23 protein-coding genes, 5 tRNA genes, 1 pseudogene and 1 other annotated feature are annotated in these 22,536 nt (G+C 54.5%); of the genes and pseudogenes, 9 read left to right on the forward strand and 20 right to left on the reverse strand.

Annotated elements, in window-relative coordinates:
• Positions 1-72 precede the first annotated feature (72 nt).
• From bamD to ACLI4M_RS04570, 5 genes and pseudogenes are all read left to right on the forward strand, one after another.
• The gene (gene bamD, locus ACLI4M_RS04550) at positions 73-804 is read left to right on the forward strand and encodes an outer membrane protein assembly factor BamD (protein WP_133622906.1); all 732 of its coding nucleotides are present in this window, start codon (positions 73-75) and stop codon (positions 802-804) included.
• A 269-nt stretch (positions 805-1,073) separates the two neighbouring features.
• The gene (raiA, locus tag ACLI4M_RS04555; protein ID WP_099753847.1) at positions 1,074-1,412 is read left to right on the forward strand and encodes a ribosome-associated translation inhibitor RaiA; all 339 of its coding nucleotides are present in this window, start codon (positions 1,074-1,076) and stop codon (positions 1,410-1,412) included.
• Between the two features lie 100 nt (positions 1,413-1,512).
• Positions 1,513-1,637, forward strand: a sequence feature (Phe leader region).
• A complete protein-coding gene (gene pheL / locus ACLI4M_RS04560; protein ID WP_133625021.1) occupies positions 1,514-1,561 on the forward strand; it encodes a pheA operon leader peptide PheL in 48 nt (15 codons plus the stop codon). Its footprint overlaps the feature before it by 48 nt.
• Positions 1,638-1,663: 26 nt before the next feature.
• Entirely contained in the window at positions 1,664-2,824 is a 1,161-nt protein-coding gene (gene pheA / locus ACLI4M_RS04565; RefSeq protein WP_099753848.1) for a bifunctional chorismate mutase/prephenate dehydratase, read from the forward strand.
• A pseudogene (locus tag ACLI4M_RS04570) lies at positions 2,821-3,037 on the forward strand (hypothetical protein); the annotation flags it as partial. The gene pheA and the pseudogene ACLI4M_RS04570, both read left to right, overlap by 4 nt.
• Before the next feature lie 105 nt (positions 3,038-3,142).
• Here ACLI4M_RS04570 and tyrA read toward each other — a convergent pair.
• Both tyrA and ACLI4M_RS04580 read right to left on the reverse strand, forming a co-directional pair.
• Positions 3,143-4,264 (reverse strand): bifunctional chorismate mutase/prephenate dehydrogenase, encoded by a 1,122-nt coding sequence (tyrA, locus tag ACLI4M_RS04575; RefSeq protein WP_133622905.1) that lies wholly within the window; start codon positions 4,262-4,264, stop codon positions 3,143-3,145.
• A 6-nt stretch (positions 4,265-4,270) separates the two neighbouring features.
• A complete protein-coding gene (locus tag ACLI4M_RS04580) occupies positions 4,271-5,350 on the reverse strand; it encodes a 3-deoxy-7-phosphoheptulonate synthase (protein ID WP_133622904.1) in 1,080 nt (359 codons plus the stop codon).
• A gap of 305 nt (positions 5,351-5,655) precedes the next feature.
• Between ACLI4M_RS04580 and ACLI4M_RS04585 the strand changes: the two genes are divergently transcribed.
• Positions 5,656-6,171: a GNAT family N-acetyltransferase gene (locus ACLI4M_RS04585; protein WP_048917092.1), complete on the forward strand. Its 516-nt coding sequence runs from the start codon at positions 5,656-5,658 to the stop codon at positions 6,169-6,171.
• On the opposite strand, the gene ACLI4M_RS04590 is transcribed toward ACLI4M_RS04585, so the two are convergent.
• Positions 6,109-6,864: a GNAT family N-acetyltransferase gene (locus ACLI4M_RS04590; protein WP_133622903.1), complete on the reverse strand. Its 756-nt coding sequence runs from the start codon at positions 6,862-6,864 to the stop codon at positions 6,109-6,111. The two genes, ACLI4M_RS04585 and ACLI4M_RS04590, sit on opposite strands and share 63 nt — an antisense overlap.
• A 108-nt stretch (positions 6,865-6,972) precedes the next feature.
• Here ACLI4M_RS04590 and ACLI4M_RS04595 point away from each other — a divergent pair, with 108 nt between their 5' ends.
• The gene (locus ACLI4M_RS04595; protein WP_048917094.1) at positions 6,973-7,662 is read left to right on the forward strand and encodes a CTP synthase C-terminal region-related (seleno)protein; all 690 of its coding nucleotides are present in this window, start codon (positions 6,973-6,975) and stop codon (positions 7,660-7,662) included.
• A 32-nt stretch (positions 7,663-7,694) separates the two neighbouring features.
• Here ACLI4M_RS04595 and ACLI4M_RS04600 read toward each other — a convergent pair whose 3' ends face one another.
• From ACLI4M_RS04600 to ffh, 6 genes are all read right to left on the reverse strand, one after another.
• Entirely contained in the window at positions 7,695-8,627 is a 933-nt protein-coding gene (locus ACLI4M_RS04600) for a DMT family transporter (protein WP_133622902.1), read from the reverse strand.
• 204 nt (positions 8,628-8,831) lie between these two features.
• The gene (gene rplS / locus ACLI4M_RS04605) at positions 8,832-9,194 is read right to left on the reverse strand and encodes a 50S ribosomal protein L19 (RefSeq protein ID WP_048917096.1); all 363 of its coding nucleotides are present in this window, start codon (positions 9,192-9,194) and stop codon (positions 8,832-8,834) included.
• 47 nt (positions 9,195-9,241) lie between these two features.
• Positions 9,242-10,012, reverse strand: coding sequence for a tRNA (guanosine(37)-N1)-methyltransferase TrmD (trmD, locus tag ACLI4M_RS04610; RefSeq protein WP_133622901.1), 771 nt, complete (start codon positions 10,010-10,012; stop codon positions 9,242-9,244).
• Positions 10,013-10,047: 35 nt separating this feature from the next.
• A complete protein-coding gene (gene rimM / locus ACLI4M_RS04615) occupies positions 10,048-10,596 on the reverse strand; it encodes a ribosome maturation factor RimM (protein ID WP_048917098.1) in 549 nt (182 codons plus the stop codon).
• An 18-nt stretch (positions 10,597-10,614) separates the two neighbouring features.
• Complete coding sequence (gene rpsP, locus ACLI4M_RS04620; protein ID WP_004155935.1) at positions 10,615-10,863, reverse strand: 30S ribosomal protein S16; 249 nt, start codon at positions 10,861-10,863, stop codon at positions 10,615-10,617.
• 136 nt (positions 10,864-10,999) lie between these two features.
• Positions 11,000-12,361, reverse strand: coding sequence for a signal recognition particle protein (ffh, locus tag ACLI4M_RS04625; RefSeq protein WP_133622900.1), 1,362 nt, complete (start codon positions 12,359-12,361; stop codon positions 11,000-11,002).
• A 166-nt stretch (positions 12,362-12,527) separates the two neighbouring features.
• On the opposite strand from ffh, the gene ACLI4M_RS04630 reads away from it, so the two are divergent.
• Together ACLI4M_RS04630 and ACLI4M_RS04635 are read left to right on the forward strand one after the other, a co-directional pair.
• Entirely contained in the window at positions 12,528-13,319 is a 792-nt protein-coding gene (locus ACLI4M_RS04630) for a cytochrome C assembly family protein (RefSeq protein ID WP_048917100.1), read from the forward strand.
• 22 nt (positions 13,320-13,341) lie between these two features.
• A complete protein-coding gene (locus tag ACLI4M_RS04635; protein ID WP_133622899.1) occupies positions 13,342-14,628 on the forward strand; it encodes an HlyC/CorC family transporter in 1,287 nt (428 codons plus the stop codon).
• 53 nt (positions 14,629-14,681) lie between these two features.
• Here ACLI4M_RS04635 and luxS read toward each other — a convergent pair whose 3' ends face one another.
• The 11 genes from luxS to alaS form a co-directional block, all read right to left on the reverse strand.
• A complete protein-coding gene (gene luxS / locus ACLI4M_RS04640) occupies positions 14,682-15,197 on the reverse strand; it encodes an S-ribosylhomocysteine lyase (RefSeq protein WP_048917102.1) in 516 nt (171 codons plus the stop codon).
• 162 nt (positions 15,198-15,359) lie between these two features.
• Entirely contained in the window at positions 15,360-16,961 is a 1,602-nt protein-coding gene (gene gshA / locus ACLI4M_RS04645) for a glutamate--cysteine ligase (protein WP_208864871.1), read from the reverse strand.
• Between the two features lie 31 nt (positions 16,962-16,992).
• Positions 16,993-17,421, reverse strand: coding sequence for a YqaA family protein (locus ACLI4M_RS04650; protein ID WP_133622898.1), 429 nt, complete (start codon positions 17,419-17,421; stop codon positions 16,993-16,995).
• Positions 17,418-17,984 (reverse strand): fructose-1-phosphate/6-phosphogluconate phosphatase, encoded by a 567-nt coding sequence (yqaB, locus tag ACLI4M_RS04655; RefSeq protein WP_133622897.1) that lies wholly within the window; start codon positions 17,982-17,984, stop codon positions 17,418-17,420. The genes ACLI4M_RS04650 and yqaB overlap by 4 nt, the downstream gene beginning before the upstream one ends.
• Before the next feature lie 353 nt (positions 17,985-18,337).
• Positions 18,338-18,414: transfer RNA gene (locus ACLI4M_RS04660), tRNA-Arg, on the reverse strand.
• A 35-nt stretch (positions 18,415-18,449) separates the two neighbouring features.
• A tRNA-Arg gene (locus ACLI4M_RS04665) sits at positions 18,450-18,526 on the reverse strand.
• Positions 18,527-18,581: 55 nt separating this feature from the next.
• A tRNA-Arg gene (locus ACLI4M_RS04670) sits at positions 18,582-18,658 on the reverse strand.
• 143 nt (positions 18,659-18,801) lie between these two features.
• Positions 18,802-18,878, reverse strand: a tRNA-Arg gene (locus tag ACLI4M_RS04675).
• 4 nt (positions 18,879-18,882) lie between these two features.
• Positions 18,883-18,975: transfer RNA gene (locus ACLI4M_RS04680), tRNA-Ser, on the reverse strand.
• Between the two features lie 362 nt (positions 18,976-19,337).
• On the reverse strand, positions 19,338-19,523 hold the full coding sequence (csrA, locus tag ACLI4M_RS04685) for a carbon storage regulator CsrA (RefSeq protein WP_004155916.1): 186 nt from the start codon (positions 19,521-19,523) through the stop codon (positions 19,338-19,340).
• A gap of 249 nt (positions 19,524-19,772) precedes the next feature.
• On the reverse strand, positions 19,773-22,400 hold the full coding sequence (gene alaS / locus ACLI4M_RS04690) for an alanine--tRNA ligase (protein ID WP_048917105.1): 2,628 nt from the start codon (positions 22,398-22,400) through the stop codon (positions 19,773-19,775).
• Between the last annotated feature and the right edge of the window lie 136 nt (positions 22,401-22,536).

Here is a 22,536-nt window from a genome sequence, read left to right on the forward strand (position 1 = left end):
ATCGTACCTGGTCACTACCGGAGGCTTAACGGACAGCTTCCTGAATAACACTCTGAGGATAAGCAAATCGTCATGACGCGTATGAAATATCTGGTGGCTGCAGCCACGTTGAGCCTGGCATTAGCTGGATGTTCCGGCTCCAAGGATGTGGTGCCAGACAGCCCACCTTCCGAGATTTATGCCACTGCCCAGCAAAAACTGCAGGACGGTAACTTTAAAGGAGCAATAACGCAACTGGAAGCGCTCGATAACCGCTATCCTTTCGGCCCTTACTCCCAGCAAGTTCAGCTAGACCTGATCTACGCTTACTATAAAAATGCCGATTTGCCGCTGGCGCAGGCCGCTATCGACCGCTTTATGCGCCTGAACCCGACCCATCCGAACATTGATTACGTGATCTATATGCGTGGCCTGACGGACATGGCGCTGGATGACAGCGCATTGCAGGGCTTTTTTGGTATCGACCGCTCAGACCGCGATCCAACCCATGCGCGTGATGCATTCAAAGACTTCTCGCAGCTGCTGCGTGGCTATCCAAACAGCCAGTATGCGACGGATGCACGCAAGCGCCTGGTGTTCCTGAAAGATCGCCTGGCGAAATATGAGCTATCCGTGGCGGAATTCTACACTAAACGCGAGGCATATGTCGCTGTGGTTAACCGTGTAGAGCAAATGCTGAAAGATTATCCGGATACTCAGGCAACCCGAACAGCTCTGCCACTGATGGAAAATGCTTACCGTCAGCTGCAGTTGAACGCGGAAGCCGAGCGCGTAGCAAAAATCATTGCCGCTAATCAGGCCTGATTCTGACGCAATAAAAAAGGCAGCCTGCGGGCTGCCTTTTTTTTGACTAAAAACCCAGCTAAACGCCAAATTTCCTGTCCGGTTAACCCATCAACAATGCCAGTTAACATGCCCGCGTACAACCCCTGAAACGCCATTTACCTGCCCTGCTCGCAATTTTCGTGCACTTGACAAAAAGTGACAAAAAAACGTGATCTTTATCACACATTTATCGATTTTACGCGCTATGCTGGACCTACCAAGACGGAAATGACAGAGAGGTAAGCACTATGGTTCTGAACATTACCAGTAAACAAATGGAAATTACTCCGGCAATTCGCCAGCATGTCGAAGACCGTCTAGCCAAGCTTGAAAAGTGGCAAACCCACCTGATAAACCCGCACATTGTTCTTTCGAAGGAGCCGAAGGAGTTTGTTGCCGATGCGAACATCAACACGCCCAACGGTCCGCTGATTGCCAGTGCTAAACATGAAGATATGTATACCGCAATCAATGACCTGATCAACAAACTGGAGCGTCAGCTGAACAAGGTTCAGCATAAAGGCGAAGCGCGCCGCGCTAACGCCAGCGTGAAAGACCTCAGCGTGGTTGAGGCTGACGAAGAATAAATTCGTTAAAATGAGGATAACGCGCCTGCGGGCGCGTTTTTTATTGACAGAAGGAAATTGCAGCGGTTACTTTAACCTTTCAAGACACAGTGGATACCCCAATGAAATCAGCTCCGTTTTTCTTCGCATTCTTTTTTACCTTCCCCTGACTGGGAGGCAATTCGTCGTGTGAGAATGAATGCGAAGACGAACAATAAAGCCTCCCAACCGGGAGGCTTTTTTTTTTAGCGAAATCTGGACAGGTAGCACATATGAACTCCGAAAACCCTTTGCTTGCTCTGCGCGGTAAGATCAGCGCACTGGACGAACAACTGCTGTCGCTGCTGGCACAGCGCCGCGCGCTGGCGGTAGAAGTTGCCGAGGCCAAAATGGCCACGCACCGCCCGATCCGTGACATCGACCGCGAGCGCGATCTGCTCGAACATCTGATCACCCTGGGTAAAGGCCACAAGCTGGATGCGCATTACATCACGCGCCTGTTCCAGCAAATTATTGAAGACTCCGTTTTGACCCAGCAGGCGCTGCTGCAAAAACAGCTGAACAATACTAACCCGCATTCGGCACGCATCGCCTTCCTTGGGCCAAAAGGTTCATATTCTCACCTGGCGTCACGCCACTATGCCGCCCGCCATTTCGACAGCTTTATTGAGAGCGGCTGCCTGAAGTTCCACGATATCTTTAATCAGGTCGAAACCGGCCAGGCAGATTACGCGGTGCTGCCGGTGGAGAATACCACCTCGGGTTCCATTACCGATGTGTATGACCTGCTGCAGCAGACCAGCCTGTCTATCGTGGGTGAAATTACTATCCCTATCGACCACTGCGTGCTGGTATCCGGCAATACCACGCTGCAGGAAATCGAAACGGTTTACAGTCATCCACAGCCTTTCCAGCAGTGCAGCCAGTTTGTTAACCGCTATCCGCACTGGAAAATTGAGTACACCGAAAGCACCGCAGCCGCGATGGAAAAAGTGGCCGCGATGAACTCACCCAAAGTCGCCGCTCTGGGCAGTGAAGCCGGTGGCGAGCTTTACAGCCTTCAGGTGCTGGAGCGTAATCTGGCCAACCAGCGTCAAAACATCACCCGGTTTATTGTGCTGGCGCGCAAGCCGATTGAAGTGTCGCTCCAGGTTCCAGCCAAAACCACGCTGATTATGGCCACTGGCCAGCAGGCGGGTGCGCTGGTTGAAGCCCTGCTGGTATTGCGCAAGCACAATCTGACCATGAGCAAGCTGGAGTCGCGCCCGATTAACGGCAACCCGTGGCAGGAGATGTTTTACATCGACTTCCAGGGCAACCTGCGCAATGACGACGTGCAGGAAGCACTGCGCGAGCTGGCCCCAATCACCCGCTCGCTGAAAGTGCTTGGCTGCTATCCGGGCGAGAACGTGGTCGCCGTCGACCCGCAGTAAACCGCCAGCCTCAGGCAGCGGCGGCTTTCAGTCAGCGCCAGCAGGTAACCGAATGCCTGCAACCCGTGCCGCTGCCGCATCGTATCCGCGTTTATATGGTGAATCCTGACCTGACAACCTGACGGTTGCGGTAAATATACCGGGCTGATGATGGCGCATGACGGGGCGCTGAACGCCGCGGTTGCTACGGTTAAGGGCTATAAGCAGGTATCAACGCTTAAACTCACGGGACGACCGAAAAAGAGGGTCGTCCCCTACGGCATAGCCACGGTTAAACTAATGGGACGACCGGAAAAAAGGGTCGTCCCCACGGTTGGGCTACGCTCTGCTGTCGTTAGCCTGACGCAGCAGCGTGCGGCTTTCCGCCTGGAAGCGTTTAGCGTAGTCGCCAAACCAGTGTTCCACGCGGCGGAAGCTGTCAATAAATGCCTGCTTATCGCCATGCTCCAGCAGCTTAATCGCCTCGCCAAAGCGCTGATAATATCGCTTAATCAGCGCCAGGTTGCTTTCCGACGACATAATGATGTCAGCGTAAAGCTGCGGGTCCTGCGCAAACAGCCGCCCGACCATCGCCAGCTCCAGGCGGTAAATCGGTGACGAGAGCGCCAGTAACTGCTCCAGCTGCACGTTCTCTTCGGCCAGGTGCAGGCCATAAGCAAAGGTCGCAAAGTGGCGCAGCGCCTGAATAAACGCCATATTTTGATCGTGCTCCACCGCGCTGATGCGGTGCAGGCGTGCGCCCCAAACCTGAATCTGTTCGAGGAACCACTGGTAGGCTTCCGGCTGGCGGCCATCGCACCAGACCACAACCTGCTTAGCCAGGCTGCCGCTGTCCGGCCCAAACATCGGGTGCAAGCCCAATACCGGGCCAGAGTGTGCTGCCAGCATCGCCTGCAGCGGTTTATTCTTCACCGAAGCGAGATCAACCAGAATGCAGTCCGGCGCCAGCGGCGGCAGTTCGCCAATCACCTGCTCGGTGAGGTGGATAGGCACGCTGATAATCACCATCCCGGCATTCGCCAGCATCGCCGCAGCATTGTCCCAGTCCCCTTTGTCGAGGATCTGCACCTGGTAACCGGAGAGCGTGAGCATCTTTTCAAACAGCCGCCCCATCTGCCCTTTACCGCCGACGATCACCACCGGACGCAGCTCAGGACACAGGGTTTTAAAGCCCTTATCATTTTCACTGGTGTAGGATTCACGCATCACGCGGCGCAGCACATCTTCGATCAGGTCCGGCGGTACGCCAAGCTTTTCAGCCTCGGCGCGGCGCGAGGCCAGCATCGTGGCCTCACGTTCCGGGACATAAATCGGTAATCCGTAGCGGCTCTTCACCTCGCCCACTTCCGCTACCAGCTCCAGCCGTTTTGCCAGCAGGTCCAGCAGCGCTTTATCCACTTCGTCGATTTGATCGCGTAGCGCGGTCAGTTCAGCCACCATAACTCGTTAACCCTCTTGCGACAGACGCGCCGCCAGCACTCCGTTCAGATCCTGATGAATTTCACGCAGCAGGCTTTCGGTGGTTTCCCAGTTGATGCAGGCATCGGTGACGGAAACCCCGTAGCGCATATCACTGCGCGGCTGCTCGGAAGACTGATTGCCTTCGTGAATGTTACTTTCCAGCATCAGGCCGATAATTGAGCGGTTGCCATCTTTGATCTGCGCAACCGCAGACTCGGCAACGCCCGACTGGCGACGGAAATCTTTATTAGAATTGCCATGACTGCAATCTATCATCAAGGCGGGGCGGAGTCCCGCCTGCTGCATCTCTTTTTCACACTGCGCCACGTCTTCCGGGCCGTAGTTAGGCTTTTTACCACCGCGCAGGATCACATGCCCGTCCGGGTTGCCCTGAGTCTGTAACAGGCACACCTGCCCTGCCTGATTGATACCGACAAAGCGGTGTGGCATGGCCGCAGCGCGCATGGCGTTAATCGCGGTACCCAGGCTGCCGTCGGTGCCGTTTTTGAAGCCAACCGGCATTGACAGGCCAGAAGCCATTTCGCGGTGCGTCTGGGATTCAGTGGTACGGGCGCCAATCGCAGACCAACTGAACAGATCCCCCAGGTACTGTGGGCTGTTTGGATCCAGCGCTTCGGTTGCCAGCGGCAGGCCCATCTCCACCAGATTGAGCAGCAGCTGGCGCGCAATATGCAGGCCGGCTTCCATATCAAAAGTGTTATCCATATGAGGATCGTTGATCAGCCCTTTCCAGCCCACGGTGGTACGTGGCTTTTCAAAGTAGACGCGCATCACGATGTACAGCTGATCGCCAACCTGATCCGCCAGCGCTTTCAGGTCACGCGCATAGGCGAGAGCCGCTTCGGTATCGTGAATGGAACACGGACCGCACACCACCAGCAGGCGATGATCTTTCCCGCTGATGATGTCAGAAATAGTCTGGCGTGAAGCGGCAATCTGCCCCTCCAGCACGCTATTCAGCGGGAACTGCTTTTTCAGTTCTTCCGGGGTAATCAGCACCTGTTCGTTGGCAATATGTACATTATTCAGCGCATCTTTTTGCATGATCGTCATCCTGGCAATTCGTTAATAGGGATCCTCAGCGAGGTTGAAATCAACTGTACCAGAATGCGTACATAACACAACAGCCATATGTACACAATTATTACCACCTTTATTAAAAACACCCTAAAATCACCCACTTTAACTATATAAAACAATGACTTGAATAACGCAAATCATGAAAGCGGAATGTACATATAAGTTTACATTGCAGCATCAGCATTGAAAAATACCAATTATTTCCGTTACCTGCGCGACCCTCAGGATCTATACTCAGCCTCACTCAGGGAAAAGAACAGGAGCCGAGCGTGAATTTAGTCATTCGCCCCTTTGCAGAGCACGATGCAGCCGCTTTTGCGAGTGCGGTTAATCACTCTCTGGATACGCTGATCCCATGGATGGCGTGGGCACATGAGGATTATCGGGAGGAAGAGGCCCGTCAGTGGTTCCGCTATACCCATCTGCAACGTCAACAGGGCACTGCGGACGAGCTGGGCCTGTTTGCAGAAGATGGTCGCCTGCTGGGCGGCGCGGGGATACGCTATCCGGCTGGCGCGGAGAGCCCGGCGGCGCTCGGCTACTGGGTGCGCAGCAGCGAACAGCGTAAGGGAATTGCCCGCAGCGCCGTAAAATGGCTGGTTGAACGGGCGTTCTCCCAGCCGGATATCGACGTCATTGAGATCCTTGCCGCTGAAACCAATCTTGCCAGCCGTGCTGTCGCGGTAAGTGCCGGCGCGGAATTAGTCGCTGTGCGTTACGGGCTAATCGTGCTGAACAGCGGCCCGGTCAATACCGCCATCTACCACCTTCGCCGCCCGCATTAGCGCGCTGAGCGATTGTCGCTGCTGCCCCTGCGCATCGATGTTCTGCGGGGACAGCCAGTCAGTCAGCACCTTGTCGATCGCTGGCCATTCGCCATCAATAATGGAAAACCAGTCGGAGTCACGCGTACGCCCTTTACGTGCCATCATCTGGCGGAAAGTGCCCTCCCAGGTGAACCCTAAGCGTAGCGCCGCGTTGCGTGATGGCAGATTCAGCGCATCACACTTCCACTCACAGCGGCGATAGCCGAGGTCAAAAGTGTGCTTAATCATCAGCCACAGGGCTTCAGTGCCAATCACCGTGCGCTTCATAAATGGCGACCAGGTGACACCCCCGATCTCCAGCGATCCATTAACCGGGTCGATGCGCATATAGGAAACCAGTCCTACCGGAATTTCGCGCTGCGTACAGAAGATGGTAAAGGTGACAAAGGTTTTCTCCGCGGCGCGCTGCTCGAGCCAGATATGAAAATCAGCCAGGGTTTCCGGGCGTTCCTCCGTTAAATAGGTCCAGTCGCGGCCATCGGGAGCCGAAGCATAAGCGGCATAAAGGCCAGCCGCATCGCGGGCGGCATCAAGCGGTTCCAGGCGGCAAAAGCGGCCGGTTAGCGCCTGTGGAGCGGGAATAGCAACGGGCTGCCAGTCCGGCAGTGCTGCGCCAATGGGCTGTCCAAACTGATTGATACGCTGTGTCACATCTCTCTCCTTGCGTGCGGTAGACACCCAGCATACGAATAACCTGCGGTGCTTGCCAGCGTGAAACCGTTGCAGTAGCATCCTTTTTTACCTGCACAGGAAACGACAATGACCTACCTTCGTTTAGCTCTGGTTGGCGACTACCGTCCCGATGCCGTTGCGCATCAGGCCATCCCCCTGGCCATTTCCCTGGCTGCGCAAGCCCTTAATCTCGACGTTACCCCACAATGGCTACCCACTGAAACCCTGACCGACCGCAGCATGTTGCAGGATTTTGATGCCATCTGGCTGGTGCCGGGCAGCCCGTATCACAGCGATGATGCCGCGTTTATGACGATTACTTATGCGCGAGAGAACAACGTGCCGTTTCTCGGTTCCTGCGCCGGATTTCAGTACGCTATCGTGGAATATGCTCGCAATGTGATGGGCTGGACCGATGCCGGCCATGCCGAAACGGCCAGCGGGGGTCGACTGGTTATTGCGCCGCTGAGCTGTTCGCTGGTCGAGAAAAACGGGGATATTTTGATTAAGCCCGACACGCTGCTGGCGCGGGCCTATGGCAAATCTGAGATAACAGAGGGCTATCACTGTAATTTTGGCGTGAACCCGGATTTTGTTGTCGAGCTGAGCGGCTACCCACTACGCCTCAGCGCGCACGATCGCGATGGCGATGTGCGCGCGATGGAGCTCCCGGGGCATAAGTTTTTCGCCGCCACGCTGTTCCAGTCCGAGCGCGCCGCGCTGCGCCATGAGCTGTCACCACTGCTGGTTGAGCTGCTGCGCGCAGCAAGCCAGTAATCAATTGAGGCGGGCGCGGGTCCCGCCTCAGATTATCCGCCGACGTTGAGCGGCGTGATCCCCCGCCGACTGCGCCGTTCAAAATAGAGAGAGATCGCTCCCCCGCTGACCACCAGCCCCGCGCCAATCATTGTTGCCGACTGCGGTAATGTGTCCCAGAACAGATAGCCGATAAACACCGACCAGAGTAGCGTGGTGTAATCAAAGGGTGCCAGCAGCGAGGCATCGGCATATTTCAGGCTCAGCGTTAGCAGGATCTGCGTTATCCCGCCTAATAGTCCGCAGCCCAGCAGCAACATCAGCTGCCTGCCGTTGGGCAGTGACCAGCCAAAACCCAGGGTCAACAGCGAGGTCAGCGTGGTGGTAATGGCGAACCAGAAGGCAATTGCGCCAGGTTTTTCAATGCCGTTGAGGTAGCGGATCTGAATCGAGGCGCCGGCGATGCACACCGCCGCCAGCAGCGCCAGGATCATGCCCAGCGTAGACAGCCAGCTCAGCGTGCTGAATGCCCCTTCTCTTGCAAAGAACAGCTGCCCGGACATCATCACGATGATCCCGGCAAACCCGGCAATGACCGCGACCCAGCGATGAGACTTCACCTTCTCACGCAGGAAGAGTGCCGCCATGACCACCGTGATTAGCGGCGCGGCATAATTGATCGCGGTGACCTCAGTCAGCGAGATATACAGCAGTGCCAGATAGCTGAAATACAACCCCCCTGTACCGGCCAGCCCGCGCAGGAAGTGTCCTTTAACATTGCGCGTACGGATACCGTCAAGGATATTGCCCTGGCACCACAGCCAGATAAACAGCGGGATAAGCGCCACTGAAGAGCGAAAGAAGATCACCTCTCCAACCGGGATAGCGCCGTCTAATCCTTTCACGCAGGCCATCATCAGCGTAGAGGTCAGGGCACCGCCGATTTTCATCGACACGCCGGTTGAAGGGCTGGGCGTAAAACGCATAGCGAATATCGTTCCTGCAAAGGATAGGGTTCTATCAAACATACGCGCTAATTTTTACATATCCGGTTAAATATCAGCAGGGAACGGCTTTTTATTTCGTTTCGGCGGGCGCGACAGGCAGAAAATTTCGCGGGGATATTAGAGGAATTTTGCGGATAAAAAAAGGGCCAGCCCGCAGGCCAGCCCTTTGTTTGCTATTAACTATTAAGAGGCCGCTTTAGCGCCCAGACGTTCTTTGATACGTGCAGACTTACCAGTACGCTCGCGCAGGTAGTACAGTTTGGCTTTACGCACAGCACCACGACGTTTCACAGTGATCGAGTCGATTACTGGGGAGTGAGTCTGGAATACACGCTCAACACCTTCGCCGTTAGAAATTTTGCGAACAGTGAATGCAGAGTGCAGACCGCGGTTACGAATAGCGATAACCACGCCCTCGAATGCCTGCAGACGCTTTTTAGCACCTTCAACGACCCATACTTTCACTTCCACGGAATCACCCGGACGGAATGAAGGTACGTCCTGTTTCATCTGTTCTTGTTCGATCTGCTTAATAATGTTGCTCATAATTAAATCTCTTATCCTGGGTAAACTGATAGTTAAGGCGGATGGCGTTATGCCTTTCCAGCCGTATCATGTTTTGTTGCCTGGCGATGTTCCCGTTGGAACTCAGCCAGCAACTTTGCTTGCTCTTCAGTCAGAGCCAGGTTTTCCAGAAGTTCAGGTCTTCTAAGCCAGGTACGGCCCAGCGACTGTTTCAGGCGCCACCGGCGAATATCAGCATGGTTGCCCGACAGCAGAACTGGCGGTACTTCCATCCCTTCTAACACTTCAGGGCGGGTGTAGTGTGGGCAATCCAGCAAACCCTCCGAGAACGAATCCTCTTCGGCTGACGCCTGTTTCCCCAGCACTCCCGGAATAAACCGGGAAACCGAGTCAATCAGCGTCATCGCTGGCAGCTCGCCACCGCTGAGTACGTAATCCCCAATCGACCACTCTTCGTCAATCTCGGTTTTGATTACGCGCTCATCGATCCCTTCATAACGACCACACACCAGAATTAACTTATGGTTGGTCGCCAGCTCGCAAACCCCATCTTGATCGAGTTTACGCCCCTGAGGTGACAGATAAATCACCTTTGCGCCTTCTCCTGCCGCCGCTTTTGCTGCGTGGATGGCATCCCGTAAGGGTTGAACCATCATTAGCATTCCCGGTCCGCCGCCGTAAGGACGTTCATCCACGGTACGGTGCCGGTCATGAGCGAAGTCACGAGGACTCCAGCTCTGAATGCTGAGCAGGCCATTTTTTACTGCCCGGCCAGTTACTCCGTAATCGGTAATTGCGCGAAACATTTCAGGAAACAGGCTGATTACGCCAATCCACATACTTTGCGCCGGAGTATTACCGTTTTGTTCGGAGCTCAAAAACCAGGATCCCAATCTACTTTGATGGTGCGAGTAGTGAGATCGACATTCTTGATAACCTGTTCATCGAGGAACGGAATTAACCGCTCCTGCGCACCAAATGCATCCTTCAGGTTAGCCTTGACGACGAGAACGTCGTTTGAACCGGTTTCCATCATATCGATGACTTTACCCAGCTCGTATCCTTCAGTGGTGACTACCTGGCAGCCCATCAGGTCTTTCCAGTAATAGTCGCCGCTTTCCAGTTCCGGCAGTTGCTCTGAATCCACGACAATTTCGCAATTGGTCAGCAGACCCGCAGCATCACGATCGTCAATGCCTTTGACTTTGATGATCATGTCCTGATTGTGGCGCTTCCAGCCTTCCAGCTCGACAAGCTGCCATTGACCCGCACGTTGGATAAACCACGGCTGATAGTCAAAAATGCTTTCAGCGTCTTCGGTGGAGGAAAACACTTTGAGCCAACCACGAATACCGTAGGCCGAGCCCATCTTCCCCAGAATTAACGGGTTAGCGGGAGGCTGGGCGGTGAGTTGCTTGCTCATGTTGACCACCGTGACAGATTAAGCTGCTTTCTTAGCTTGTTTGATCAGCGCGTTAACGCGATCAGACAGAGTAGCGCCCTGGCCAACCCAGTGCTCAATGCGGTCCAGATCCAGACGCAGTGGCTCAGCCTGACCTGAAGCGATCGGGTTGAAGAAGCCAACGCGCTCGATGAAGCGACCGTTGCGAGCATTACGGCTGTCGGTTACGACTACCTGATAAAACGGACGCTTTTTAGCGCCGTGACGTGCCAAACGAATTGTTACCATAACATCCTCTTTAGTTAATAAAACAACCGGGCCCCATTGAGGGAACGGGGCCCGGGTGCAATATAAAAAGCCCGAAAATTTTACTCATTTTGGCGCAAAAAGCAATCTAATTCGCCTGAGCCATTTTCCAGCTTGCTTAACGGCCTGGGAAACCTGGCGGCATCATACCTTTCATGCCGCGCATCATTTTCGCCATGCCACCTTTCTTCATCTTCTTCATCATGCGTTGCATATCGTCAAACTGCTTTAATAAGCGGTTAACGTCCTGCACCTGCATGCCTGAACCTGTCGCGATACGGCGCTTGCGTGAGCCTTTGATAATCTCCGGCTTTTCACGCTCTTTGCGCGTCATGGAGTTGATCATCGCTTCCATACGCACCAGCACTTTATCGTCCATCTGCGATTTAACGTTGTCCGGCAGCTGTCCCATGCCCGGCAGTTTGCCCATCAGGCTGGCCATGCCGCCCATGTTACGCATCTGCTTCAGCTGGTCGAGGAAGTCGTTGAGGTCGAAACCGTCGCCCTTCTTCAGCTTGCTGGCCAGTTTCTCGGCCTGGGCGCGGTCTACCTTACTTTCGATATCTTCGATCAGCGACAGCATGTCGCCCATGCCGAGGATACGTGAGGCGATACGCTCCGGGTAGAACGGCTCAAGGGCTTCGGTTTTCTCACCGACACCCATAAATTTAATCGGTTTACCGGTGATATGACGAATCGACAGTGCAGCACCGCCGCGGGCATCACCGTCGACTTTAGTCAGAACCACGCCGGTCAGCGGCAGCGCTTCGTTAAACGCCTTCGCGGTGTTCGCGGCATCCTGACCGGTCATGGCATCGACCACAAACAGCGTTTCTACCGGATTAATCGCGGCATGAACCTGCTTGATTTCGTCCATCATCGCTTCATCGACGTGCAAACGACCGGCGGTGTCCACCAGCAGCACGTCGTAGAATTTCAGCTTAGCCTGCTGTAATGCATTTTTAACGATGTCGACCGGCTTCTGGCTGAGGTCTGACGGACAGAAGTCGACGCCCACCTGCTCGGCCAGGGTTTCCAGCTGTTTGATCGCTGCCGGGCGATAAACGTCGGCAGAGACCACCAGCACTTTCTTCTTGTGCTTTTCACGCAGGAACTTACCGAGCTTACCGACGCTGGTGGTTTTACCCGCACCCTGCAGGCCCGCCATCAGCACCACGGCCGGTGGCTGCGCCGCCAGGTTCAGAGTGTTGTTCTCCTCGCCCATGGCAGCAACCAGTTCGTTTTTAACGATCTTTACGAACTCCTGACCCGGTGTCAGGCTTTTGTTCACTTCGTGACCGACGGCGCGCTCTTTGACGCGTCCGATAAAGTCACGGACTACCGGCAGCGCAACGTCCGCTTCCAGCAACGCCATGCGCACTTCGCGCAGCGTGTCCTTGATATTGTCTTCTGTCAGCCGCCCGCGGCCACTGATATTGCGCAGGCTTTTCGACAGTCTGTCGGTTAAATTATCAAACATCGTCTCTCGCTCAACGTAATGAGAGGCCGCCTCGGCGACACAATGGCGCGGATTATAACATAGTGACGCAGCGATCTCAGCCATATGCGTTGAGATCGTTTGGAGCCAGCCGTCGCTGGCGCTATACTGGTTTTTTTCTCAGTCTTGTCGGTAACTAACGAGATCTATGTCCGTATTTGCGATTCTGGCGCTACTCGCCTACTCATTCAGCCTTGCCCTGATCGTTCCCAGCCTGCTGCGTAAGAACAGCACATGGCGCCGTCTGGCGGTGCTGTCCGCCGTGGCAGCGCTGGTGTTTCACGCTGTGGCGCTTGAGCAGCGCATATTTGGGCCTGATGGCGGGCAGAACCTCAGCCTGCTGAACATCGGTTCGCTGGTGAGTCTGCTGATCTGCGCGATTATGACCATTGTCGCCTCACGTAATCGTGGCTGGATCCTGCTACCGATAGTCTACAGCTTCGCGTTGATTAACCTGGCTTTTGCGACTTTCGTTCCCAATGCCTTTATCACTCACCTGGAAACCACCCCGGGAATGATGGTGCATATTGGCCTCGCCCTTTTCGCCTACGCCACCCTGATTATCGCCGCGCTGTACGCTCTGCAATTGGCGTGGATTGACTGGCTGCTGAAGAACAAGAAACTGGCTTTTAGCACCGACATTCCGCCGCTGATGACCATTGAGCGTAAGATGTTCCATATTACGCAGATTGGCGTGGTGCTGCTGACGCTGGTGCTCTGCACCGGTCTGTTCTACTTACCGGATCTGTTCAGTCGTGAGAACATTGATAAAGCCGTGCTGTCGATACTCGCCTGGTTTGTCTATATCGTACTGCTGTGGGGCCACTATCATGAAGGCTGGCGTGGGCGCCGCGTCGTCTGGTTCAACTGCGGCGGGGCATTTTTGCTCACTATGGCTTATTTTGGTAGCCGCATGCTGCAGCATTTATTAACCTCCTGAATTTCCAAAGCAAGGACCTCTCTTGGAACACGTTTCAACTACGACCCTGATTATTACGCTGGTCATCATGATTCTGGTGTCGGCGTACTTCTCCGGTTCCGAAACCGGCATGATGACGCTCAACCGCTACAAGCTGCGCCACCTCGCTAAAAACGGTAACCGCGCCGCGCGTCGGGTCGAAAAATTACTGCGCCGCCCGGACCGCCTGATAAGCCTGGTGCTGATTGGCAACAACCTGGTGAACATTCTGGCCTCAGCGCTGGCGACTATCGTCGGGATGCGCCTGTACGGTGATGCAGGGGTAGCTATTGCCACGGGTATTCTGACTTTCCTGGTGCTGGTGTTCTCAGAGGTGCTGCCAAAAACTGTCGCCGCGCTCTACCCGGAGAAAGTCGCCTTCCCGAGCAGCATCTTGCTGGGGCCGTTGCAGATCGTCATGATGCCGCTGGTGTGGCTGCTTAACACCATTACGCGCATTCTGATGCGCATGGTCGGTATCAAAAGCGACGGCGCTATCAGCGGCGCACTGAGTAAAGATGAGCTGCGTACCATCGTCCACGAATCGCGCTCGCTGATGTCGCGCCGTAATCAGGACATGCTGCTGTCCGTGCTTGACCTGGAAAAGGTCAACGTGGATGACATTATGGTGCCGCGCAATGAGATTGCCGGTATCAACATCAACGATGACTGGAAGTCGATTGTTCGCCAGCTGACGCATTCACCGCATGGCCGCATCGTGCTGTACCGCGACTCCCTGGATAATGCGATGAGCATGCTGCGCGTGCGCGAAGCCTATCGTTTGATGACCGAGAAGAAAGAGTTCACCAAAGAAGTGCTGCTGCGCGCCGCCGATGAGATCTACTTCGTGCCGGAAGGCACCCCGCTCAACGTGCAGCTGGTAAAATTCCAGCGCAACAAGAAGAAGGTCGGGCTGGTGGTGGACGAGTATGGTGATATCAAAGGGCTGGTGACCATCGAAGATATTCTCGAAGAGATTGTCGGGGACTTCACCACCTCCATGTCGCCAACGCTTGCCGAAGAAGTGGTGCCGCAGAACGATGGTTCGGTTCTGGTTGAGGGCAGCGCCAATATCCGCGAGCTGAACAAAGCCTTTAACTGGACGTTGCCGGAAGAGGAAGCGCGCACCGTGAACGGCATGATTCTGGAGGAGTTGCAGGATATCCCGCTGCCGGGAACCACGGTCCATATCGGGCATTACGCCGTTGATATTCTCGATGTGCAGGACAACATGATTAAGCAGGTACGCATCACGCCGAAGACATCATTGAAGGAATCGGTCGGGTCGTAAACGTAGGGGCCAGGCATGCCTGACCCTGGCGAGGCACGCCTCGCCACTACGATTTAGATGTGCAGCTCTTTCAACTTCTCTTTTGGCAGCGCCAGATCTTCATTGCGGTTCACACCAATCTCTTTAGAGATGACGTTACGCGCGATCTCCTGAGCCTGCTCCAGCGAGTGCAGCTCACAGCTTCCGCACTGGTAGATATTCAGTTCAGGAATATCACTCTGCTGCTTCACTTTCAGCACGTCTTCCATCGCCGCTTTCCACGCTGTCGCAACGCGCTTTTCGTCCGGCACGCCAATCAGGCTCATGTAGAAACCGGTGCGGCATCCCATTGGTGAAATATCGATGATTTCGACACCGTCACCGTTCAGGTGGTTACGCATAAAGCCGGCAAACAGGTGCTCCAGCGTATGGATCCCGCGCTCGGTCAAAATCTCAATGTTCGGACGGCAGAAACGCAGGTCGAATACGGTAATGGTATCGCCCTGTGGCGTTTTCATGGTCTTCGCAACGCGCACAGCAGGCGCATTCATGATGGTATGATCGACGGTAAAGCTATCCAGCAATGGCATACGGTTACCTCAACTAATGAATTTATTTTTGCAATGATGAAACTTTTACGCGTAGGGCGCGTCTGAATATATGAAAGACGCGCATTTGTTATCATCATCTCATCCCTGACAACAGAGATGTTAATTTGGCCACAGTGATTGTGGCCTTTTTCTTTTCTAACGCTAGCCTTTGTCTTTCAAAAAGGCATCCAGACTAAGCGTATCACTTTCTTCAATCTCCTGCTGACTTACCTTAGAGCGCAGAGCCTCATCGCTAAGCTGCTGTTCAGTCAGCACTTCCAGCGGCTCTTCGCTCAGCTGCTGGCGATACTGCTCGGCCAGCGCCAGTCCGGCACCGCCAATGCCATTGGCTTTCAGGTTTTGCAGGAAGCGCGCTGAGTAAGTCAGATCGGGGTCATCAAACGAGGCCACCAGGCGATCGCAGACTTCCTGATAGTGATGTTCGCCGCTCTGCCCGTCCAGCGTTTCCGCTACGCGCCGCAGGTCGCTAAACAGCGCTTTACCCACGTCTACCAGCGGATGCTGTGCTTCTTCACACCCCATTGCGATAGTCTGGCCAGGTTTACGCCCTTCAAGGATCACCCGATTCCAGTTTTTACGCGTGCAGGCCAATTCTGCGCTGCTCATCTCAGGCGCATCAGCCAGTGCACACCAGATCAGGAACAGATCCAGGAAACGCACCTGGTTGGCGTCTACGCCGATGGGCGAGAACGGGTTGATATCCAACGAGCGCACTTCGATATACTCGATACCGCCGCGCTGCAGTGCATCCGAAGGCGCTTCGCCCGATCGGGTGACGCGCTTCGGCCGGATTGGCGCATACAGCTCATTTTCAATCTGCAGCACGTTAGTATTTAGCTGCAGCCAGTCGCCGTTTTCATCCTTCACGCCCATGCTGGCAAACTCTTCAGACGGGGTTTTAATCGCCGCCTTCAGGCCCTTAATGTATTCCGCCAGGTTGTTGAAGGTAATGTTAAGGCTGCTTTGTGACTTGTTGGTGTAGCCCAGGTCACTCAGACGCAGTGAAGTGGCATAAGGCAGTGACAGCATGCCTTTATCGCTGCGTTCGAACGGCAGCGCGCTCTCTTTCCCCTGCATGAAAGAAGAGCAGATTGCTGGCGATGCGCCAAACAGGTAAGGGATCACCCAACCAAAGCGGTAGTAGTTACGGATCAGGCGCAGATAGCCATCGGAGATCGCCTCTTTACCGCTTTCCGCATCCTTCACCCCTGCCCACTCCTGCCAGAATGAGAGTGGCAGCGAGAAGTTATAGTGCACGCCAGAGATAATCTGCATCAGTGCGCCATAGCGGTTTTTCAGCCCCTGGCGATACAGCGTTTTCATCTGGCCGATATTCGAACTGCCGTACTGCGCCAGTTCAATATCCTGGCCGGGATCGATCATGCACGGCATGCTCATCGGCCACATGCGCTCTTCACCAAGCTCGCGCGCAACGTGACGATGGATATCGCGTAAAAACGCCAGCAGACGATCAATGTCCTGATCGACCGGCGTAATAAATTCTAACAGCGTTTCGGCAAAGTCAGTGGTGATCCACTTATGCGTCAAGGCTGAGCCAAGGGAAGCTGGGTGCCCGGTCGTGGCCAGATGACCATCCGGTTTAACGCGCAGAGTTTCGCGCTCAATACCGCGGCCAATACCTTTAAGTGCGTCAGGATGAGCTTCCAGCCAGGAAAGCGCCTGTGATACGTCCGGGATCAAATTGACCTCCCGCTCAGAGAAAAACTTATTATTGTTAAGCATAATGTTAACCGTAGCGCCGCCCTAAAGCGAATCAATGCCACCATTCCATGCCCTGAAGTGTTGCGGCTGCCAGTACTACGTAACGCAAGGTCTTGCCGATAGCGAGAAAAATCACCACCGGCAACCAGGCAAAACGTAACCACCCGGCAACAACGCACAGCAGATCACCAATCACTGGTAACCAGCTGAAAAGCAGCGCAGCAGGCCCCAAACGGTGCAGCCACGCCGTTGCTGTGTCATGCCATCGCCCCTGATTTTTCTGTGGAAGCAGGCGACCTATTACAATGTTGGTTAATCCGCCCAGGGTGTTTCCCAGTGCGGCAGTGAAAACCAGAGCGCCAACAGAAACTTTCCCTGCCAGCAAGAGCCCTACCAGTAGCGCCTCTGAGCTGCCCGGTAACAGCGTGGCGCTGAGAAAGCTACTGGCAAACATCGAACCATACGAAAGCCATTCACTCACAGCAGACGGACATCCACCGCATCCATGCCTGCTGCTTTTGCTGCCTGTATACCAAAATCAGCGTCTTCAAACACCACACAGCGCGCGGCCGGTACACCGATCAATTCGGCGCAGCGCAGAAATGTATCAGGTTCCGGCTTGTGGCGTTTAACATCATCTGCTCCGACAATGGCGTCGAAATGTGCCAGAAGGCCGAGATGCTGCAACAGCCCCACCGCCATCGCATGCTCGCTGCCGGTGCCTACCGCCATCGGGCGGCGCCCCTTGTACGATTTGACAACGTCAATCAGCGGCAGCGGCTGGACGGTATCAAACAGCATCGTTTTCAGTAAGGCGGTTTTCTCTGCGGCCAGTCGATGAGGATCGAGGTCGCTGTGATGATCGGCAATAATCACCTGTGCAATGCGCCAGGTCGGTGAGCCATTAAGGCCAATAATCGCCGTTTCGTCGAAGGTCATGCCGTACTGCGCCAGCACCTGGTGCCAGGCTTTACGGTGTGTCGGCTCGGTGTCGAGGATGGTGCCATCCATATCGAAAATCAAGCCATCATAAGCATCGTACATTCTCGTATCCATCCTGATAACGGAACGATTACTTTAGCGTAAAAGCACACTGGTTGTCGCTGCTAGCATGGATCCGCAAATGCCTTGAAAGATATAGGGATTTTGAGATTCAGATAAATACGTGGGATAAAGCTCAGGTAGAATTTGGCTTAAGACCATGAAGTTAAGGGGGAATTCGAGGATAGGTGGATCTGATAAGATATAATGATTAATGAAGTGATAGTGCATCCAGGAGGATTATTCGGCTTCGCCTCACCCTGACGGGCCGTCGCACGCGACGTTATCCTACTTTGGGATTGCTGGAACAACGCAACAACATACGGGTACAGCGGTGCGGTTAATTTGGAGAGATATGGTGCATCCAGGAGGATTCGAACCTCCGACCGCTCGGTTCGTAGCCGAGTACTCTATCCAGCTGAGCTATGGATGCATAGGTAAAACGTATGAAGAGGTTTACTGAAAATATGGTGCATCCAGGAGGATTCGAACCTCCGACCGCTCGGTTCGTAGCCGAGTACTCTATCCAGCTGAGCTATGGATGCATTTGATAAAACATTGGGGGAGATAATGCGACAAACCTGAGGAGATACTAAAGAATGGTGCATCCAGGAGGATTCGAACCTCCGACCGCTCGGTTCGTAGCCGAGTACTCTATCCAGCTGAGCTATGGATGCATTGTTAATTCTTGTATAACGCAGGGTGCTGACTACTCACCGTGATGAAGGCTGTAAGCATTCATCAATACTACCTGAAATTAAAGCCGCACTAAGCAACTTTAAAAGAGCTGGAACAGAGGTATTTCCAACTTCCTAAAATATGGTGCATCCAGGAGGATTCGAACCTCCGACCGCTCGGTTCGTAGCCGAGTACTCTATCCAGCTGAGCTATGGATGCAAAATGGCGGTGAGGCGGGGATTCGAACCCCGGATGCAGCTTTTGACCGCATACTCCCTTAGCAGGGGAGCGCCTTCAGCCTCTCGGCCACCTCACCACTAGCACTCTTTCGAGTTGTGCTTCAGAACGTTGTTTCTGCTCATCGGCACTGCGTGGCGCACATATTACTTTCTGGGCGTTGTAAGTCAAACAATTTCTCCCCCTTTTTTCGTCACTCGTGTTTGTTTGCACAAAAGCCACGCAATACGGCCAAATTGGCGACAAAAAGAGTGATTAATCAACAATGAAACTGCGAAAAGCAACGCTAAGTCTGTACGTTATAAATCTGTCAGAGGGATAAATTTTTGGCAAAAGAACAGCGTGAATGGGTAACAAAATGGGAAAAGTAGTGGGGAGGAAGGGAAAAAGGGAACTGAAAACCGGTAGCGCCTCGCTACAGGGAGCGAGGCGCTGGATCCGTTAGTAACTTGTCTGCTGAGTTTTTTCGGCCTGGATGCGCTGATAAATCTCTTCGCGATGCACCGAAACTTCTTTAGGGGCGTTCACACCAATACGTACCTGGTTACCTTTGACTCCCAGCACAGTTACAGTCACCTCATCACCGATCATGAGGGTTTCACCAACTCGACGAGTTAGAATAAGCATTCTTTGCTCCTTGAAAGATTAAAAGAGTCGGGCTAACTGCTTCCCGGCATTATCCATCATATAACGCTAAACGTAGATTATGACAAATACACTAAGAGTGCACCTGCTTACCAATACATTCTGCTGATAGTTAGTTTAGCCGAAAACCGGATTATCAACCTGACTTTATGATTACAGGGTTGTAGCGCGGAAGTAAAGCGCCCCGGATTTACGCCCGGTGCGCCTGCTCGCGACACGTTTTTTATAGTGTTACAGTTTTGCCGCTACCCATGACTCAACGCCAGACAGCGCAGCAGGCAGCGCCTGTGCATCTGTACCGCCTGCCTGAGCCATATCCGGGCGACCGCCACCCTTACCACCGACCCGCTGAGCCAGTTCGCCCACCAGTTCGCCCGCTTTCACGCGGTCGGTCAGGTCTTTGGTCACGCCAGCAATCAGAGAGACTTTGCCGTCGCTAACCGTTGCCAGCACGATAATTGCGGAGCCGAGCTGATTTTTCAGATCGTCTACCATCGTACGCAGCATCTTCGGTTCGACGTTGCTCAGCTCACTGACTAACAGTTTGGTGCCTTTCAGTGCAATCGCTTGACTACTTAACGATGCACTTTCTTGCGCAGCCTGCTGATCCTTCAACTGCTGCAACTCTTTTTCCAGCCCGCGCGCATGGTCGATCAGCGCACGCACTTTCTCATTCAGATTACTGTTATTGGCTTTGACCAGGTGTGCGATATCCAGCAGCTGCTCGTTCTGGCTGTAAACCTGTGCCAGCGCCCCTTCCCCGGTGACGGCTTCAATACGGCGCACGCCAGCGGCGGTGCCGGACTCAGAGGTAATACGGAACAGGCCGATATCACCGGTACGCACGGCGTGCACACCGCCACACAGCTCGGTTGAGAAGTCGCCCATGCCGACAACGCGAACGTGGTCATCATACTTCTCGCCAAACAGCGCCATGGCGCCGTGAGCTTTCGCCGCTTCGAGCTCCATGATGTTGGTTTCAATCGGCAGGTTGCGGCGGATCTGCGCATTGACAATCTCTTCAACCTGGCGGATTTCAACCGGCTTCATCGCCTCGAAATGCGAGAAGTCGAAACGCAGGTATTTGTCGTTCACCAGTGAGCCTTTCTGCGCCACGTGCTCGCCAAGTACCTGACGTAACGCCGCGTGCAGCAGGTGCGTTGCCGAGTGGTTTAGACGAATGCGCGCACGGCGTGCCTCATCCACCTGTGCCGCCACGCGATCGCCGACGCGCAGCTTGCCTGCCGACAGTTTGCCGATATGACCAATCGCCTGCGCGTACTTCTGCGTGTCGTTCACGCTGAAGCTGGCCTCGCTGGTTTTCAGCTCGCCGGTATCGCCAACCTGACCACCGGATTCACCATAGAATGGCGTTTCATCGAGAACGATCACCCCTTCCTGACCGGCATTGATCTCATCAGCTGCCTGCCCGTCAACGAAGATGGCCGTCACTGCTGCATTCAGCGCCAGCTCTTCATAGCCTTTGAAGGCAGAGGCCTGGTCAATGCGGATCACGTTGTTGTAGTCCGTTCCGAAACCGCTGGCGCTGCGGGCGCGCTGTCGCTGCTGCTCCATCGCCTGCTCGAAACCGGCTTCGTCAATTTTCAGGTTACGCTCGCGGCAGACGTCCGCCGTCAGGTCGACCGGGAAGCCAAAGGTGTCGTAGAGGCGGAAGACGGTTTCACCATCCAGCGTGTCGCCCTGCAGGTTTTCCAGCTCTTCATCCAGCAGCGCCAGACCGCGCTCCAGGGTTTTCGCAAACTGCTCTTCTTCGGTTTTCAGGATCTGCTCGACCTGCGCCTGCTGGCGTTGCAGATCTTCACCCGCTGCACCCATAACGGCAATCAGCGGAGCAACCAGTTTGTAGAAGAAGGTCCCTTCTGCCCCCAGCATGTTGCCATGGCGCACCGCACGGCGAATGATGCGGCGCAGCACGTAGCCACGGTTCTCATTCGACGGGATCACACCATCGGCAATCAGGAAGGCACAGGAACGAATATGGTCGGCGATCACGCGCAGCGATTTATTGCTGAGATCGGTCGCACCGGTAACCTGCGCCACTGACTGAATCAGTTTGGCAAACAGATCGATTTCGTAGTTGGAGTTCACATGCTGCAGGACCGCACTGATGCGCTCCAGGCCCATGCCGGTGTCCACGGATGGCTTCGGCAGGGGCAGCATGGTGCCGTCGGACTGGCGGTTGAACTGCATAAAGACGATGTTCCAGATCTCGATATAGCGGTCGCCATCCTCTTCCGGGCTGCCCGGAGGGCCGCCCCAGATGTGATCGCCGTGGTCGAAGAAGATCTCCGAGCACGGGCCGCACGGGCCGGTATCGCCCATCTGCCAGAAGTTATCGGAAGCGTAGGCGCCGCCTTTGTTGTCGCCGATACGGATGATGCGCTCACGCGGCACGCCGATCTCGTTTTCCCAGATGCCGTAAGCTTCGTCATCGGTCTCGTACACGGTGACCCACAGCTTCTCTTTTGGCAGGCCGAACCACTCAGGGCTGGTCAGCAGCTCCCAGGCAAAGCCAATGGCCTCTTTCTTGAAGTAGTCGCCGAAGCTGAAGTTGCCCAGCATCTCGAAGAAGGTGTGGTGACGCGCGGTGTAACCGACGTTTTCGAGGTCATTGTGCTTACCACCGGCGCGCACGCAGCGCTGCGACGTGGTGGCACGAGAATAATTACGCTTGTCCTGGCCGAGGAAAACGTCTTTAAACTGGTTCATCCCGGCGTTGGTGAATAATAGCGTCGGGTCATTGTTTGGGACGAGGGAGCTACTGGCTACAACCTGATGTCCCTTGCTCTGGAAAAAGTCGAGAAACGCTTGACGAATCTCCGCAGTGCTCTTGCTCATATTTGTCCTGGAATCACGCTAACGTACGTTTCGTGGGTCATGTTACGCCGGATCGGCTGCTGCCTGCGGCGACACACGAACAAAAAGTGGTGAATAAGATAAATTTTCTTCAGAGGGAAGTAAAATCCCATCGAAG

It is taken from the genome of Erwinia sp. LJJL01, assembly GCF_047300805.2.
Taxonomy (GTDB): domain Bacteria; phylum Pseudomonadota; class Gammaproteobacteria; order Enterobacterales; family Enterobacteriaceae; genus Erwinia; species Erwinia aphidicola.